The following is a 14,631-nucleotide window of genomic DNA, read 5'->3' as shown; positions in this document are numbered from 1 at the left end:
AGCCGTGATCGGGACGTCCCACAGATTTCCGCTGCGAAATGCGGCCGCGATCGTGCTGGCCTCGACGGTGGCGAGCACCGGCGCGCTCGCCGGCGCCAAGGACGAAAGCGCGGCCGAATGGCTGGCGCCGAAATGGTTCAACGAATGGCATGACGGGCTTGCCAACAAGGGCCTGAACTTCGGCGCCACCTATATCGCCGACAACATCGCCAACGTCTCCGGCGGCGTGAAGCGCGGCGCCATCCATTTCGGGCGCCTCGATCTCTCGGTCGATGCCGATCTCGACAAGCTCGTCGGCTGGGCCGGCGGCCGCTTCTACGCCAATGCGTTCGTGATCTACGGCCAGGGGCTGAGCCGCAACTACGTGATGAACCTCGCCACCATCAGCGAGATCGAGGCATTGCCGGACCAGCGGCTCTACAACGCCTATTTCGAGCAGAGCTTCTTTGGCGACCGCCTGAACATCAGGGCCGGCCAGCAGGCCGCCGACGTCGAGTTCTTCGACAGCCAGACCGACGACCTCTTCATCAACGGCACCTTCGGCTGGCCCGCGATCAAGGCCAGCAACCTTCCGGCCGGCGGCCCGGCACCCGATCGCTGTGCCCGGTATCCGCATCAAGGCGGCGCTGACGGACAACATCACCGCGTTCGGTGCGGTGTTCAACGGCGATCCGTCGGGTCCGGGCGATCAGGATCCGCAGCTGCGCGACCATCATGGCCTGGCGTTCCGGGTCAACGATCCGCCGTGGGTGATCGGGCAGGTCCGCTTCAACTACGACATCGATATCGGCGGCCGGCCGCTCGCCGGCAATTTCACGCCGGGCGCCTGGAAGCATTACGGCTCGTTCGACAGCCAGCGTTTTACGGCCGAGGGGCTCTCGATCGCCGATCCCGGCGGAAGCGGTGTGCCTGCAAGACTTCGCGGCAATTACGGTATCTTCGCTGTCATCGAGCAGGTGCTCTATCGCCCGCCGGAGGTGAAGGACAACACCACGTCAGCCTCGCTTCCGGGCGTCACCGCGTTCGGCCGCATTGCCTACAGCCCGCCGGACCGCAATCTGATCGACCTTTATGTGGACGGCGGCATCGGTTTCGTGGGCTTCACGCCAGGCCGTCCGCTCGATCGCTTCGGCGTGGCGATGGCCTATATGCGGATTTCGAACACCGCGCGCAATCTTGACATTGATACGCAGGCTTTCACCGGCATCCAGAGTCCGGTGCGCAGCAACGAGACGCTGATCGAGATGATCTACGAGGCGCATATCAAGCCGGGCTGGCTGATCGCGCCTTACTTCCAATACGTGTTCCGGCCCTCCGGCGGCATCCCCAATCCGAACGATCCGACCGGCGTTTCGCGGATCGGTGACGCCGCAGTGTTCGGCGTCACCACCACGATCAGGTACTAGGCCATCGCCGGCTTCGGCTCGGCCTTCGGTTGCCGCGACAGCGCCAGAACGATCAGCGAGGCGAACACGCAGAGCGCGCCGGCGATGAAGAACGCGGGCAGGTAGCTCTCATAGACCGTCCGCGAGAAGCCGGCACCGAACGCCGCAGTGCCTGCGCCGAGCTGATGGCCGGCAAAGATCCAGCCGAACACCAGATTGGCGCGCTCGGGCCCGAACTTCTGCGCGGTGAGCCGCACGGTCGGCGGCACCGTGGCGATCCAGTCGAGGCCGTAGAACATCGCGAAGATCGACAGCCCGTAGAACGAGAAGTCGCTGAACGGCAGGAAGATCAGCGAGAGCCCGCGCAGGCCGTAGTACCAGAACAGGAGGTAGCGGTTGTCGTAGCGGTCCGACAGCCAGCCCGACATGATCGTGCCGAAGAAATCGAAGATGCCCATCGCGGCGAGCAGGCCTGCGGCCTGCACCTGCGGAATCCCGAAATCGAGGCACATCGGGATCAGGTGCACCTGGACGAGGCCGTTGGTCGACGCGCCGCAGACGAAGAAGGTCGCAAACAGGATCCAGAACGCGCGCGACTTCGAGGCGTCGCGCAGCGTGCCGAGTGCCACGCCGGTGATCGAACCATGGCTGACCGGAGGGGCCGGCAGGGGCTCGGTGCCTTCGTCGCCGAATGGGCGCAGGCCCACATCGCTCGGCCGGTCGCGCATCGCAAGGAGAACCGCCACGGCGGAGACGCCGAGCGCGATGCAGACGAAGCCGAGCGCGAGCCGCCAGCCGTAACGTTCGGTCAGGCTTGCGAGCAGCGGCAGGAATACGAGCTGGCCGGTGGCGACGCTCGCGGTCATGATGCCGACGACGAGGCCGCGCCGCGCGGCGAACCAGCGCGTCGCTATGGTGGCGCCCAGCACCAGCGCGGTCATGCCGGTGCCGATGCCGATCACGACGCCCCACAGCAACACGAGCTGCCAGACTTGCGTCATGCCGAGCGAAGCCACAAGCGCGGAAACGACGATGAGCTGGGCGGCCAGCGTGACGTTGCGCAGGCCGTAGCGGTTGAGCAGGGCGGCCGCGAACGGCGCCATCAGCCCGAACAGGATGAAGCGGATCGACAGCGCGGAGGAAATCTGCGCCGTGCTCCAGCCGAACTCCTGCTGAAGCGGGACGATGAACACGCCGGGCGCGCCGACCGTGCCGGCGCTGATCAGCGCGGTGAGGAAGGTCACGCCGACCATCACCCAGCCGTAGTGGATATTGCGGCGGCCGAGTGTCGCCGCGAGCCAGTTCGAGATCATTGGGCCTCAATGTTTGATGGGCAGGCTTTGAGACACCTGCACGAGCTTGTAGAATGGCACGGGACGCGTCTGTCGAAAATGACAGAGTTCCCTCATTTTCGGACGTATCTAGGTCAGTGCGTCAGACGCTCCACGGCGATGGCCGTGGCTTCACCGCCGCCAATGCAGAGTGCCGCAACGCCGCGCTTGAGGTTTTGCGCCTCGAGCGCGTGCAGCAGCGTCACAATCAGCCGCGCGCCGGTGGCACCGATGGGATGGCCAAGCGCGCAGGCGCCGCCGTTGATGTTCAGCTTCTCGCGCGGGATGCCGAGGTCGCGCTGCGCCGCCATCGCCACCACGGCGAAGGCCTCGTTGATCTCGAACAGGTCGACATCGCCGGCGCTCCAGCCGACCTTGTCGAGCAGCTTGCGGATCGCCGGGATCGGAGCCGTCGTGAACCATTGCGGCTCCTGGCTGTGGGTGGCGTGGCCCTTGATCTCGGCGATTGCCGGCAGGCCGTTGCGATCAGCCAGCGAGCGCTTCGTCAGCACCAGCGCCGCGGCGCCGTCGGCATTGGCGGAGGAGGCGGCCGGCGTGATGGTGCCGTTGGCGCGGAACGCCGGCTTCAATCCGGGGATTTTCGCAGGATCGACCTTCAGCGGATGCTCGTCATTGGCGACGATGCGAGGGCCTGCTTTCTCGGTCAGCGTGATCGGCGCGATCTCGGCCTTGAACGCGCCGCTCTCGACCGCCTTGCGCGCACGGCTCAGCGTCTCCATCGCATAGGCATCCTGGTCCTTGCGGGTGAACTGATAGGCTTCCGCGGTGGCCTCGCCGAAATCGCCCATGGAACGGCCGGTCTCGTAGGCATCCTCCAGCCCGTCCATCATCATGTGGTCGATGATGCGGTCGTGCCCGGCGCGGTAGCCACCGCGGGCCTTGGCGAGCAGATAGGGCGCGTTGCTCATGCTCTCCATGCCGCCGGAAACGACGATCTCGGCCGAGCCGGCGCGGATGATGTCGTGCGCCAGCATGGTCGCCTTCATGCCGGAGCCGCAGACCTTGTTGACCGTGGTCGCGCCCGTGGCGTCGGGCAGGCCGGCGCTACGTGCCGCCTGTCGCGCCGGCGCCTGGCCTTGTCCGGCCGGCAGCACACAGCCCATGAAAACTTCGTCCACCTTCTCGGGCGCGAGCTTGGCGCGCTCCAGCGCGGCGTTGATCACATGCGATCCGAGCTTGTGTGCCGCCAGCGGCGACAGCTCGCCCATGAAGCGGCCGAGCGGGGTGCGGGCGGCGGAGACGATGACGACGGGATCGGCGGCTTCGGCCATGATGAAACTCCCAGCGATGACGGAAAACATTATGGTCATCATATGATGCGGCGCAAAAAATGCAACCGCGGCCGGCATGAGAAATTGTCGTGGTTCGGATGAGATTTGGTCGTTCGATTGGAGGGGGTGACGTGACTGTCGCGGACTTTGGCGTGGCGGTCGCTCCGCACGGCACTGTCATCGCCCGACTTGATCGGGCGATCTAGTATTCCAGAGGCGGTGGTGATCGAACCGATGAGCCGCGGCGTACTGGATGCCCCGGTCAAGCCGGGGCATGACACCGTCAGTGTGGAGGCAGCCTACCGCTTCCTGTTTACGAAAGCCTGCATCAGCCGCGTCGGCTCGTCCGTCAGGAACGACTCGCCGAACACCTTGACGCTGAGATTTACCGACTCCGTCAGCGGCAGTTCCTCCCATTGCCGCAGCAGCGCCTTTTGCGAGCGCAGCGCCTCGGGGCCGCATTCGAGCAGCGCCTTCACGACGTGTTCGACCTCGGCATCCAATCCGCCCTCCGGCGCAACCTTGTCCACCAGTCCCCAGGCCAGCGCCGTCGGCGCGTCGATGTTCTCCGCGGTCATCACCAGCCAGCGCGCGCGGGCCCAGCCGATCAGGCGCGGAAGCAGGGCGGCGTGGATCACCGAGGGGATGCCGACGCGGACCTCGGGCATGCCGAAATGCGCATCATGCGCCGCGATCCGGAAGTCGCAGGCGGCGGCGACTTCGAGGCCGCCGCCGAGGCACCAGCCCGGCATCCGCGCGATCACGGGGGCCGGGAATTGGCGCACGGCCTCGCAGAGATCGCGCAGGCGGCTGATAAAAGCTTCGGCTGACTTCTGGTCGAGCTTGGCCATCTCCTTGATGTCGGCGCCGCCGATCATGCTCTTCTCGCTCTGGCCGCGCAGCACCACGACGCGGATGCTGCGGTCAGTCGCGAGGGTCTGCAGGCCTTCGCGCACGGCATCAGTGACGGGCGAGCCCAGAATGTTGAGCGGGCCGGCGTTGCAGATCGCGACATGGACGACGCCGCGCGCATCGCGCGTCATGCTGCAGTGATTGTTGAGCATTTCCATCGGAGCATCTCAGAGTTTCGTGGACATGCGCGAGGCGCGCGGGTCGGGATCACTTCGGTGCCGAAACGCTCTGCTTGTCAAGCGGGTGGGGGGCGGAGTTGCCATGGCGAAGTTCGTGACATAGTATGACATACATCATACAAAGAGGCCGCCATGACCTGTAACGATCAACTCGACCTGTTTTCGCCCGCGCAGCGGCGTGAGCGCGTGGTGGACTGGCAGGTGCCTGCGCCGGTTGCAAAAGCAGCGATGGGGCTTTCAGGCATGGACGCGATGCTGGGAATCCGCGACGGCCGGTTGCCGCCGCCGCCCTTCGCAAAATTGATCGGTTTCACTATGGCCGTGGTCGAGCCGGGCCGGATCGTGATGGAACTTGAGCCGCGCGAGGATCTCGAAAATACCATCGGCCTCCTGCACGGCGCGACCGCCGCGGCGCTGATTGATACCGCCATGGGCTGCGCCATCTCGACGCGGCTGGAGGCCGGGCAATCGTCCGTGACCCTCGACCTGAAAATGACGTTCCTGCGCCCGCTGTCGGTCCGTTCCGGGCTGATCTCGGCCGAAGGCAAGATCATCAAGCTGGGACGCCAGACCAGCTACACGGAAGGTTTCGTGCGCGACGGCAAGGGTGCGCTCGCAGTCCATGCAACTGCAACCTTTTCCATGATCGGCGCGACAACTTAACATGAATTAATGCGCCGCCTGGTCCATTTCTGTGTTATGAGATGATCTCCGACATTCAATGAGACCCGCATGCGCTATTCCCGGGAACACAAGCAGGAAACCCACGACCGAATCGTGAAGAAGGCCTCCGTGCGGCTGCGCGAAAAAGGCGCTCACGGCATCGGCGTCGCCGACCTCATGAAGGAGGCGGGCCTGACCCATGGCGGCTTCTACGCGCATTTCGACTCGCGCGAGGCGCTGGTGATCGAGGCCTTTGCCTATGCCATGGACCGCTCGATGGAGCACTGGCGCAAGCAGTCCGATCAGGTCGCGCCCGAAAAGCAACTGACCCAGATCGTCGAGACCTATCTTTCGGCGCTGCATCGGGATAATCCCGGCCACGGCTGCTCGATTCCCGCGCTCGGCGCCGAGATCGCCCGCGAGAGTCCGAAGACGCGCAAGGCCTTTGCCGGAAAGCTCGACGAGATGGTCGAGATGATGACCGATTTCATCCCCAACCTGCCGCGCAAGGCCGCGCGCAAGCAGGCAATCGCGACGCTGGCCACGATGGCCGGCACCATGCTGCTGGCGCGCATTGCAGGATCCAGCGAACTGTCGGACGAGGTGCTGAAGGCCGGCAAGGACAGCGCGCTCGATGGCGCGAAGCGCGAGCCGAAGGTGACGGCGGCGAAGAAGGCGAAGCAGAACTGAGCTGCGGTAGGGTGGGCAAAGGCGCTCCAGCGCCGTGCCCACCATCTCTCCACGCCTGCAAGAGACATGGTGGGCACGCTTTCGCTTTGCCCACCCTACGAAGTTCGCCCCGCAAACAACGCCCGCTCGCGCTCCACGATCTCGCCGATGTAATCGGCCACCGCGCGGATCCGCGCGAGATCCTTGCTGTCCGCGTGCATCAGCATCCAGAACGTCCGCGTGATCGATATCTCCTCCGGCAGCACCGCGACAAGCTGCGGATAATCGCTCGCCATGAAATGCGGGAGCACGGCGATGCCGAAGCCCGCGAGTGTCGAATTGAGCTGCGCGATCAGATTGGCGCTGCGGAAGCGCGCCGAAATCCGCGGCGATACCTGCGGGAGGTAATCGAGCTCGGGCGTGAACAGGAGCTCCTCGATATAGCCGACGAAGCGATGCTGCGGCAGGTCCTGCCGCGAGGTGATTTTCGGGAAACGGTCGAGATAGGCTGGCGCCGCATAAAGCCCGAGGCGGTAGTCCAGGAGCTTGCGGCCGACGATGCGGCCTTCCTTCGGCATGGTCAGGCTGATCGCGATATCCGCTTCGCGCTTGGAGAGACTGAACAGCCGCGCGGTGGCCACAAGTTGCAGATCGAGGTCGGGATAGCGGTCGGCGAACGGCGCCAGCCGCGGCGCCAGGAAGGCGGTGCCGAACCCGTCGGGCGCGCCGATCCGCACCGTTCCGGTCAGCCGTGCCACCGAGCCGCCGACCTGCTCCTGGTTGGCGACGATGGTCGATTCCATGGCTTCCGCGCTGTCGGCGACGCGCTGGCCGGCCTCGGTGAGGAGATAGCCGGTCTTGCGCCGGTCAAACAGCTTTGCCGAGAGGTGTCTCTCCAGCCGGTCGACACGGCGGATCACGGTGGCGTGGTCCACTCCGAGCTGTTTAGCCGCAGCCGAAACCGAGCCGCCCCGCACGATGGCCAGCACGAAGCGGAAGTCGTCCCAGTCGATGCTACCTTGATCCAGCATTTTCGCACATCTATGGTGCATTATCTCAGACTTGAATCCTATAAAATGCAGGTCGATAGGATTTGTCAAAGCGTTCACGCTCGACCTTAGGAGATCATTCCATGCGTTCAATCGGACATTTCATCGGTGGCAAGGAGGTCAAGGGCACCTCAGGCCGGACGGCGGACGTATTCGAGCCGATGACCGGTGACGTCCAGGCCAAGGTGGCGCTGGCGTCCAAGGCCGAGGTCCGCGCTGCCGTCGAGAACGCCCGCGCCGCGCAGCCGGAATGGGCCGCGACCAACCCGCAGCGCCGGGCCCGCGTCATGATGAAGTTCGTGGAACTGGTGCAGCGCGACTACGATAAGCTCGCCGAGCTACTCGCGCGTGAGCATGGCAAGACCGTGCCGGACGCCAAGGGCGACATTCAGCGTGGCCTCGAAGTCGCCGAGTTCGCCTGCGGCATCCCGCATCTGATGAAGGGCGAATACACCGAAGGCGCCGGCCCCGGCATCGACATCTATTCCATGCGCCAGCCGCTCGGCGTGGTCGCCGGTATCACGCCGTTCAACTTCCCGGCGATGATTCCGATGTGGAAGTTCGCCCCCGCGATCGCCTGCGGCAATGCTTTCATCCTGAAGCCGTCCGAGCGCGACCCCGGCGTGCCGATGATGCTCGCTGAGCTGATGATCGAGGCGGGCCTGCCGGCTGGCATCCTCAACGTCGTCAACGGCGACAAGGAAGCTGTCGACGCCATTCTCGACGATCCCGATATCAAGGCCATCGGCTTCGTCGGCTCCACGCCGATCGCGCAATACATCTATGAGCGCGCAGCCCAGACCGGCAAGCGCTGCCAGTGTTTTGGCGGCGCCAAGAACCACGCCATCATCATGCCCGACGCGGACATGGACCAGGCAGTCGACGCGCTGATCGGTGCGGGCTACGGCTCTGCCGGCGAGCGTTGCATGGCCGTGTCGGTCGCGGTGCCCGTCGGCAAGTCCACCGCCGACCGGCTGATGGAAAAACTGATTCCGCGCGTCGAGTCGCTCAAGATCGGCACCTCGATCGATCCGTCGGCGGACTACGGTCCGCTGGTCACGCGCGAGGCGGTCGAGAAGGTCAAGAGCTACATCGACATCGGCATCAAGGAAGGCGCGACGCTCGCCGTCGACGGCCGCGGCTTCAAGATGCAGGGCTACGAGAAGGGGTTCTATCTCGGCGGTTCGCTGTTCGACAACGTCACCAAGGACATGCGGATCTACAAGGAAGAAATCTTTGGGCCCGTGCTCTCGGTCGTGCGCGCGCACGACTACAAGGAAGCGCTGGCGCTGCCGTCGGATCATGACTACGGCAACGGCGTCGCCATCTTCACCCGCGACGGCGACGCTGCACGCGACTTCGCGGCCAAGGTCAATGTCGGCATGGTCGGCGTCAACGTGCCGATCCCGGTGCCGATCGCCTATTACACCTTCGGCGGCTGGAAGAAGTCGGGCTTCGGCGATCTCAACCAGCACGGCCCGGACTCTGTCCGCTTCTACACCAAGACCAAGACGGTGACCTCGCGCTGGCCGTCCGGCGTCAAGGAAGGTGCGGAGTTCTCGATCCCGCTGATGAAGTAACCCTCTCAAGAGCGAGGCCGGGGATGCAGTTCGCTCTGAACGAGGATCAGGTCGCAGTTCGCGACATGGCGTTGGCGTTTGCGGCCGAGAAGATCGCGCCGCACGCGTTGCGCTGGGACGAGGAAAAGCATTTCCCCGTCGACGTGATGCGCGAGGCGGCGACCCTCGGCATGGGCGGCATCTACATCCGCGAGGATGTCGGTGGTTCCGCCATGACGCGGTTCGACGCGGCGCTGATCTTCGAGGCGCTGGCGACGGGCTGTCCGACCACCTCGGCCTTCATCTCCATCCACAACATGGCGTCCTGGATGATCGATGGCTTCGGCAGCGACACCCAGCGCCACAAATGGTTGCCGAAACTCTGCTCGATGGAGCTGATTGCGAGCTACTGCCTGACCGAGCCGGGTGCCGGCTCGGACGCCGCGGCGCTGCGCACGCGCGCGGTGCGCGACGGCGATCATTACGTCCTCAACGGCCAGAAGCAGTTCATCTCCGGCGCCGGCGGCACGGATCTCCTTGTCGCCATGGTCCGAACTGGCGGTGACGGCCCCGGCGGCATCTCGACCGTCGTGATCGACGGCAACACGCCCGGCGTCTCCTACGGCGCCAATGAGCGCAAGATGGGCTGGAATGCGCAGCCGACCCGCGCCGTGATGTTCGAGAACGCCCGCGTGCCGGTTGCCAACCGGCTGGGCGAGGAGGGCATCGGCTTCAAGATCGCGATGGCCGGCCTCGACGGCGGCCGCCTCAACATCACCGCATGCTCGCTCGGCGGCGCGCAGACCGCGCTCGACAAGGCGCGCACCTACATGAAGGAGCGCAAGGCTTTTGGAAAACGTCTCGACGAATTCCAGGCATTGCAATTCCGGCTCGCCGATATGGCGATCGAGCTCGAGGCCGCGCGCACCTTCCTGTGGCGCGCAGCGGCTGCGCTCGACCGCAAGGACCCCGATGCCACCATGCTGTGCGCGATGGCAAAGCGCTTCGGCACCGATGTCGGTTTCGAGGTCGCCAACCAGGCGCTCCAGCTCCATGGCGGCTACGGTTATCTCAGCGAATACGGCATCGAGAAGATCGTGCGCGATCTGCGCGTGCACCAGATCCTCGAAGGCACCAATGAAATCATGCGGCTCATCGTGGCGCGCAAATTGATCGAGGGCGCGCGATGAGTTCAGTGGAGGAGGGCGATCTGGTCGCCCGTGTCGAGGGCGCAGCCGGCGTGATCCGGCTCAATCGCCCCAAGGCCATCAACGCCGTGACGCTGGAGATGTTTCGCGACATCGAAAAGGCGCTCGACCGCTTCGAGGCCGATTCCGCCGTCGCCGTGATCCTGCTGGAGGGGGCCGGCGAGCGCGGCCTGTGCGCCGGCGGCGACATCCGCACGCTCTGGGAAAGCTCGAAGGTCAACGGTGACCTCGGCAAGATCCTGTGGCGTGAGGAATACATCCTCAACGCCCGGATCAAGAAGTTTCCGAAACCGTATGTCGCGTTCATGGACGGCATCGTGATGGGCGGCGGCGTCGGGCTCTCCGCCCATGCTAGCCACCGCGTCGTCACCGACCGCACCAGGCTCGCGATGCCCGAGGTCGGGCTCGGCTTCTTCCCGGATGTCGGCGGCACTTTTCTGTTGTCGCGCTCGCCGGGGGAGATCGGCACGTATTTCGGCCTGACCGGCCAGACCATGAACGGGCCCGATGCGATCCACGCGAAGTTCGCCGATGCTGTCGTGCCGGCCGCCAGATGGCCGGAGCTGCGCAACGCGCTGACGAAGGTTGGTCAGGGGGCGACTGCGGCCGACGTGAGCAAGCTGATCAACGGTTTTGCGACCGGTGAGACCGCGGGGCCGGTCGCCGCGAAAGAGCCTGTTATCGACGCGTTGTTCGGCTTCGACCGCATGGAGGACATCGTCGCTGCGTTGAAGCGCGACGGCTCCGAGTTCGCGCAGGCGACGCTGAAGACGCTCAACGAGAAATCGCCGCGCGGCATGGTGGTGACGCTGAAGCTGCTGCGGCTCGCGCGCACTGCATCGAACCTGGAAGAGTGCCTGGTGCGCGAATATCGCGCTGCGCTGGAGGTCTTCCGCAGCGACGATTTCCGCGAAGGCGTACGCGCGGCCGTGATCGACAAGGACCGCAATCCGACCTGGTCGCCGCCGCGCATCGAGGACGTGACGCCGGCGATGATTGCGCCGTATTTCGCCGAGATCGGCGCCGACGAACTGAAGTTCAACTAATCAACGAAACGTCTAGCGGAGGATATCGATATGGCCACGATCGCATTCATCGGTCTCGGCAACATGGGCGGCCCGATGGCGGCCAATCTGGTCAAGGCCGGCCACAAGGTGACGGCGTTCGATCTCGCCGAGGCCTCCCGCAACCAGGCCAAGGCCGATGGCGCCGGCATTGCCGACAGCGCTGCGGGTGCGGTGAAGGGCGCCGATGTCGTCGTCACCATGCTGCCGGCCGGCAAGCACGTGCTCGGCGTCTGGAGCGAGGTTGTTCCGGCCATGGCCAAGGGCGCGCTGATCATCGACAGCTCCACCATCGACGTCGAGAGCGCGCGTCAGGCGCATGCGCTGGCCGCCAAGCATGGCGTGCTCTCGGTCGACGCGCCGGTGTCCGGCGGCACGGGTGGTGCCAAGGGTGCGACCCTCACCTTCATGTGCGGCGGCGAGGAGGGCGCGTTCGCGGCGGCAAAGCCGGTGCTGGAGAAGATGGGCAAGAAGATCGTGCATTGCGGCGGTGCCGGCGCCGGGCAGGCGGCAAAGATCTGCAACAACATGATCCTCGGCATCTCCATGATCGCGGTGAGCGAGGCCTTTGCGCTCGGTGAGAAGCTCGGGCTCTCGCATCAGGCGCTGTTCGACGTTGCCTCGACCTCGTCGGGCCAATGCTGGTCGCTGACGACCTATTGCCCGGTGCCGGGCCCGGTGCCGACCTCGCCCGCCAACAACGATTACAAGCCGGGCTTTGCCTCGGCGCTGATGGTGAAGGATCTGACGCTGGCGCAGGACGCCGCCAAGGCCGCGGGCGCGGCCACGCCGCTCGGCAAGCATGCGCAGGAGATCTATCAGTCCTTCGATGCCGCCGGGCAGGGCGGGGTGGATTTTTCCGGAATTATCAAGCACGTTAGGGGGCTAGCCGGGAAAGCCTAATGACGACATTTCAGGACGCGCGCGCGTTTCTGCTTAAACACCGCACGGATTACGAGACAGCGGTCAAAGAGTTCCGCTGGCCCGATCCGGTTCCCTTCAATTGGGCGCTCGACTGGTTCGACGAACTCGCGAAGGATGCGGACGCCAAGGACCGTCCCGCGCTCTGGATCGTCGATGCCGCACAGGACAAGCAAACCAAGCTGTCTTTCGCGGCGCTCTCGCAGCGCTCCAACCAAGTCGCCAACTTCCTGCGCGCGCAGGGTCTGAAGCGCGGCGACCACCTGCTGCTGCTGCTCGGCAATGTGGTGCCGTTGTGGGAGACGATGCTGGCGGCGATGAAGCTCGGCGTCGTCGTGATTCCCGCCACCACGCTGCTCACCGCGGACGAGCTGCGCGATCGACTCGATCGCGGCAAGGCGAAGGCGGTGGTGGCAGCGCAAGACCAGGTCGCGAAATTCGCAAGCCTTGGTGCCGAGAATGTTGTCCGCATCGTCGTCGGCGCGGCCTCCGATGGCTGGCTTGCCTACGACGAGGCAGCGAAGGCTTCGGAGAGCTTTACGGCTGACGGTCCGACCAACGCCGAAGACCCGATGCTGCTCTATTTCACCTCGGGCACCACGGCAAAACCAAAGCTCGTGCTGCACAGCCAGCGGAGCTATCCGGTCGGCCATCTCTCGACCATGTACTGGATCGGGCTGAAGCCGGGCGATGTCCACCTCAACATCTCATCGCCCGGCTGGGCCAAGCACGCCTGGAGCTGCTTCTTCGCGCCGTGGAATGCCGGTGCGACCGTGTTCGTGGTCAACCAGCCGCGCTTCGATGCCAAGGGGCTGCTCGCCACCATCGGCCGCTGCGGCGTCACCACGCTGTGCGCGCCGCCGACGGTGTGGCGGCTGTTCATCCAGGAGAACCTTGCGGCGTTCAAGGTGAGCTTGCGCGAGGTCTGCGGCGCCGGCGAGCCGCTCAATCCGGAAGTGATCGACCAGGTGCAGGCCGCCTGGGGTCTCACCATCCGCGACGGCTACGGCCAGACCGAGACCACCGCGCTGGCCGGCAACTCGCCGGGGCAAAAGATCAAGGTCGGCTCGATGGGCCGGCCGCTGCCGGGCTATCGCGTGCAGGTCAGCGACGCCGACGGCAACCCGGCGAAGGAAGGCGAGGTGGCCCTGGTGCTCGGCACTGAGCGCGCCGCCGGCCTGATGCAGGGTTATCAGGGCGACGACGGCGAGCTCTCGGGCGCGGAAGGCGCGCTCTACCGCAGCGGTGACGTCGTGTTCGCGGACGAGGATGGCTATCTCACCTTCGTTGGCCGTTCCGACGACGTGTTCAAATCCTCCGATTATCGCATCAGCCCGTTCGAGCTCGAGAGCGTGTTGCTCGAGCATGAGCTCGTCGCAGAAGCTGCGGTGGTGCCGAGCCCGGACCCGATCCGGCTCGCGATCCCCAAGGCCTTTGTGCTGCTGACATCAGGTGCGGAGCGCTCGCCCGAGACAGCGCTGTCCATCTTCAGGCATCTGCACACGCGCCTTGCACCGTTCAAGCGCATCCGCCGCCTTGAAATCGTCACCGAGCTGCCGAAGACGATTTCGGGCAAGATCCGCCGCGTGCAGCTCAGACGGCTGGAGCGCGACGACGACCGCAACGATCCCCTGCGCGGTCGCGAATTCCGGGAAGAGGATTTTCCGGAGCTGCCGAAAACACGGAGTGAGACCTAAGTGAACGAAGTCTGGAAGAAGCCGCCGATTTCTCTCGAAGCCTATCAGGCCATGGTCGGCAAGGAGATCGGCGTGTCGTCGTGGCATCTGGTCGATCAGCCCCGCATCGACACCTATGCCGACGTGATCGAGGATCACCAGTTCATCCACGTCGATCCGGAGCGTGCGAAGAAGGAGACCGCCTTCGGCACCACCATCGCCCACGGCTTCCTGACGATGTCGCTGCTGTCGATCATGTCGTACGAGGTGATGCCGGTCATCGCCGGCACGACGATGGGCGTCAATTACGGCTTCGACAAGCTGCGCTTCATCTCGCCGGTGCGCTCGGGCAAGCGCGTCCGCGGCCGCTTCGTGCTGGCGGAAGCCAAGCTGCGCAAGCCCAACGAGTTGCAGTCCCGCACGAACGTCACGGTGGAGATCGAGGGCGAGGACAAGCCGGCGCTGGTCGCCGACTGGCTGGGGTTGATCTATTTCGCGTAGGCCCAAGCCGCCATGGCCGGGCTTGACCCGGCCATCCATCGCTGCTCAAAAGCTGACAAATTTTCGCGGGTCTGACCCTCTCCCCTTGTGGGAGAGGGTGCCTCGCGGAACGCGAGGCGGGTGAGGGGTCTCTCTCCGCGAGCGCCTGTCGAGAGAGACCCCTCATCCGGCGCTTCGCGCCACCTTCTCCCACAAGGGGAGAAGGAAGAAGAGGCAGGAACT

12 protein-coding genes and 1 pseudogene are annotated in these 14,631 nt (G+C 65.1%); 9 read left to right on the top strand and 4 right to left on the bottom strand.

Annotated elements, in window-relative coordinates; translation table 11 throughout:
* The first annotated feature begins 4 nt into the window (after positions 1-4).
* Positions 5-1,406, top strand: a pseudogene (locus tag AB7Z56_RS26270) (carbohydrate porin).
* Here AB7Z56_RS26270 and AB7Z56_RS26265 read toward each other — a convergent pair.
* The 3 genes from AB7Z56_RS26265 to AB7Z56_RS26255 all read right to left on the bottom strand — a co-directional run bounded on the left by AB7Z56_RS26265 (position 1,403) and on the right by AB7Z56_RS26255 (position 5,078).
* Entirely contained in the window at positions 1,403-2,698 is a 1,296-nt protein-coding gene (locus AB7Z56_RS26265; RefSeq protein WP_063983822.1) for an MFS transporter, read from the bottom strand. The pseudogene AB7Z56_RS26270 and the gene AB7Z56_RS26265 overlap by 4 nt on opposite strands.
* Before the next feature lie 113 nt (positions 2,699-2,811).
* The gene (locus AB7Z56_RS26260; RefSeq protein ID WP_441256490.1) at positions 2,812-4,008 is read right to left on the bottom strand and encodes an acetyl-CoA C-acyltransferase; all 1,197 of its coding nucleotides are present in this window, start codon (positions 4,006-4,008) and stop codon (positions 2,812-2,814) included.
* 299 nt (positions 4,009-4,307) lie between these two features.
* Complete coding sequence (locus tag AB7Z56_RS26255; protein ID WP_441256489.1) at positions 4,308-5,078, bottom strand: enoyl-CoA hydratase; 771 nt, start codon at positions 5,076-5,078, stop codon at positions 4,308-4,310.
* 153 nt (positions 5,079-5,231) lie between these two features.
* Between AB7Z56_RS26255 and AB7Z56_RS26250 the strand changes: the two genes are divergently transcribed.
* Both AB7Z56_RS26250 and AB7Z56_RS26245 read left to right on the top strand, forming a co-directional pair.
* Positions 5,232-5,762: a PaaI family thioesterase gene (locus tag AB7Z56_RS26250; RefSeq protein WP_441256488.1), complete on the top strand. Its 531-nt coding sequence runs from the start codon at positions 5,232-5,234 to the stop codon at positions 5,760-5,762.
* Positions 5,763-5,831: 69 nt separating this feature from the next.
* Positions 5,832-6,452, top strand: a complete 621-nt coding sequence (locus AB7Z56_RS26245) for a TetR/AcrR family transcriptional regulator (protein ID WP_028153393.1) — start codon at positions 5,832-5,834, stop codon at positions 6,450-6,452.
* Between the two features lie 95 nt (positions 6,453-6,547).
* On the opposite strand, the gene AB7Z56_RS26240 is transcribed toward AB7Z56_RS26245, so the two are convergent.
* Entirely contained in the window at positions 6,548-7,462 is a 915-nt protein-coding gene (locus tag AB7Z56_RS26240) for a LysR family transcriptional regulator (protein ID WP_439034686.1), read from the bottom strand.
* A 101-nt stretch (positions 7,463-7,563) separates the two neighbouring features.
* On the opposite strand from AB7Z56_RS26240, the gene AB7Z56_RS26235 reads away from it, so the two are divergent.
* The 6 genes from AB7Z56_RS26235 to AB7Z56_RS26210 are packed head-to-tail and all read left to right on the top strand — an operon-like array spanning position 7,564 to position 14,409.
* On the top strand, positions 7,564-9,060 hold the full coding sequence (locus AB7Z56_RS26235; protein WP_063983817.1) for a CoA-acylating methylmalonate-semialdehyde dehydrogenase: 1,497 nt from the start codon (positions 7,564-7,566) through the stop codon (positions 9,058-9,060).
* A 23-nt stretch (positions 9,061-9,083) separates the two neighbouring features.
* The gene (locus tag AB7Z56_RS26230; protein ID WP_135214325.1) at positions 9,084-10,229 is read left to right on the top strand and encodes an isobutyryl-CoA dehydrogenase; all 1,146 of its coding nucleotides are present in this window, start codon (positions 9,084-9,086) and stop codon (positions 10,227-10,229) included.
* On the top strand, positions 10,226-11,293 hold the full coding sequence (locus tag AB7Z56_RS26225; RefSeq protein ID WP_441256487.1) for an enoyl-CoA hydratase/isomerase family protein: 1,068 nt from the start codon (positions 10,226-10,228) through the stop codon (positions 11,291-11,293). The genes AB7Z56_RS26230 and AB7Z56_RS26225 overlap by 4 nt, the downstream gene beginning before the upstream one ends.
* 24 nt (positions 11,294-11,317) lie before the next feature.
* A complete protein-coding gene (gene mmsB, locus AB7Z56_RS26220) occupies positions 11,318-12,214 on the top strand; it encodes a 3-hydroxyisobutyrate dehydrogenase (RefSeq protein ID WP_441256839.1) in 897 nt (298 codons plus the stop codon).
* Positions 12,214-13,929 carry an AMP-binding protein gene (locus AB7Z56_RS26215; protein WP_441256486.1) on the top strand — a complete coding sequence of 572 codons (1,716 nt, stop codon included), beginning with the start codon at positions 12,214-12,216 and terminating at the stop codon, positions 13,927-13,929. Before mmsB ends, AB7Z56_RS26215 begins: the two co-directional genes overlap by 1 nt.
* Positions 13,930-14,409 carry a MaoC family dehydratase gene (locus AB7Z56_RS26210; RefSeq protein WP_014495943.1) on the top strand — a complete coding sequence of 160 codons (480 nt, stop codon included), beginning with the start codon at positions 13,930-13,932 and terminating at the stop codon, positions 14,407-14,409.
* Positions 14,410-14,631: the final 222 nt, after the last annotated feature.

The sequence above is a fragment of the Bradyrhizobium sp. 482_C4_N1_8 genome, from assembly GCF_052075965.1.
In the GTDB taxonomy this organism is placed as follows: domain Bacteria; phylum Pseudomonadota; class Alphaproteobacteria; order Rhizobiales; family Xanthobacteraceae; genus Bradyrhizobium; species Bradyrhizobium barranii.
Note: the sequence above shows the minus strand (reverse complement) of the source record. Positions and strands in the feature narration are given on the sequence as shown.

What these genes read in the sequence shown, in the direction of transcription:
- AB7Z56_RS26265 (WP_063983822.1), bottom strand. Translation starts at nt 2,698, where the DNA reads ATGATCTCGAACTGGCTCGCGGCGACACTCGGCCGCCGCAATATCCAC.
- AB7Z56_RS26260 (WP_441256490.1), bottom strand. Translation starts at nt 4,008, where the DNA reads ATGGCCGAAGCCGCCGATCCCGTCGTCATCGTCTCCGCCGCCCGCACC.
- AB7Z56_RS26255 (WP_441256489.1), bottom strand. Translation starts at nt 5,078, where the DNA reads ATGGAAATGCTCAACAATCACTGCAGCATGACGCGCGATGCGCGCGGC.
- AB7Z56_RS26250 (WP_441256488.1), top strand. Translation starts at nt 5,232, where the DNA reads ATGACCTGTAACGATCAACTCGACCTGTTTTCGCCCGCGCAGCGGCGT.
- AB7Z56_RS26245 (WP_028153393.1), top strand. Translation starts at nt 5,832, where the DNA reads ATGCGCTATTCCCGGGAACACAAGCAGGAAACCCACGACCGAATCGTG.
- AB7Z56_RS26240 (WP_439034686.1), bottom strand. Translation starts at nt 7,462, where the DNA reads ATGCTGGATCAAGGTAGCATCGACTGGGACGACTTCCGCTTCGTGCTG.
- AB7Z56_RS26235 (WP_063983817.1), top strand. Translation starts at nt 7,564, where the DNA reads ATGCGTTCAATCGGACATTTCATCGGTGGCAAGGAGGTCAAGGGCACC.
- AB7Z56_RS26230 (WP_135214325.1), top strand. Translation starts at nt 9,084, where the DNA reads ATGCAGTTCGCTCTGAACGAGGATCAGGTCGCAGTTCGCGACATGGCG.
- AB7Z56_RS26225 (WP_441256487.1), top strand. Translation starts at nt 10,226, where the DNA reads ATGAGTTCAGTGGAGGAGGGCGATCTGGTCGCCCGTGTCGAGGGCGCA.
- AB7Z56_RS26215 (WP_441256486.1), top strand. Translation starts at nt 12,214, where the DNA reads ATGACGACATTTCAGGACGCGCGCGCGTTTCTGCTTAAACACCGCACG.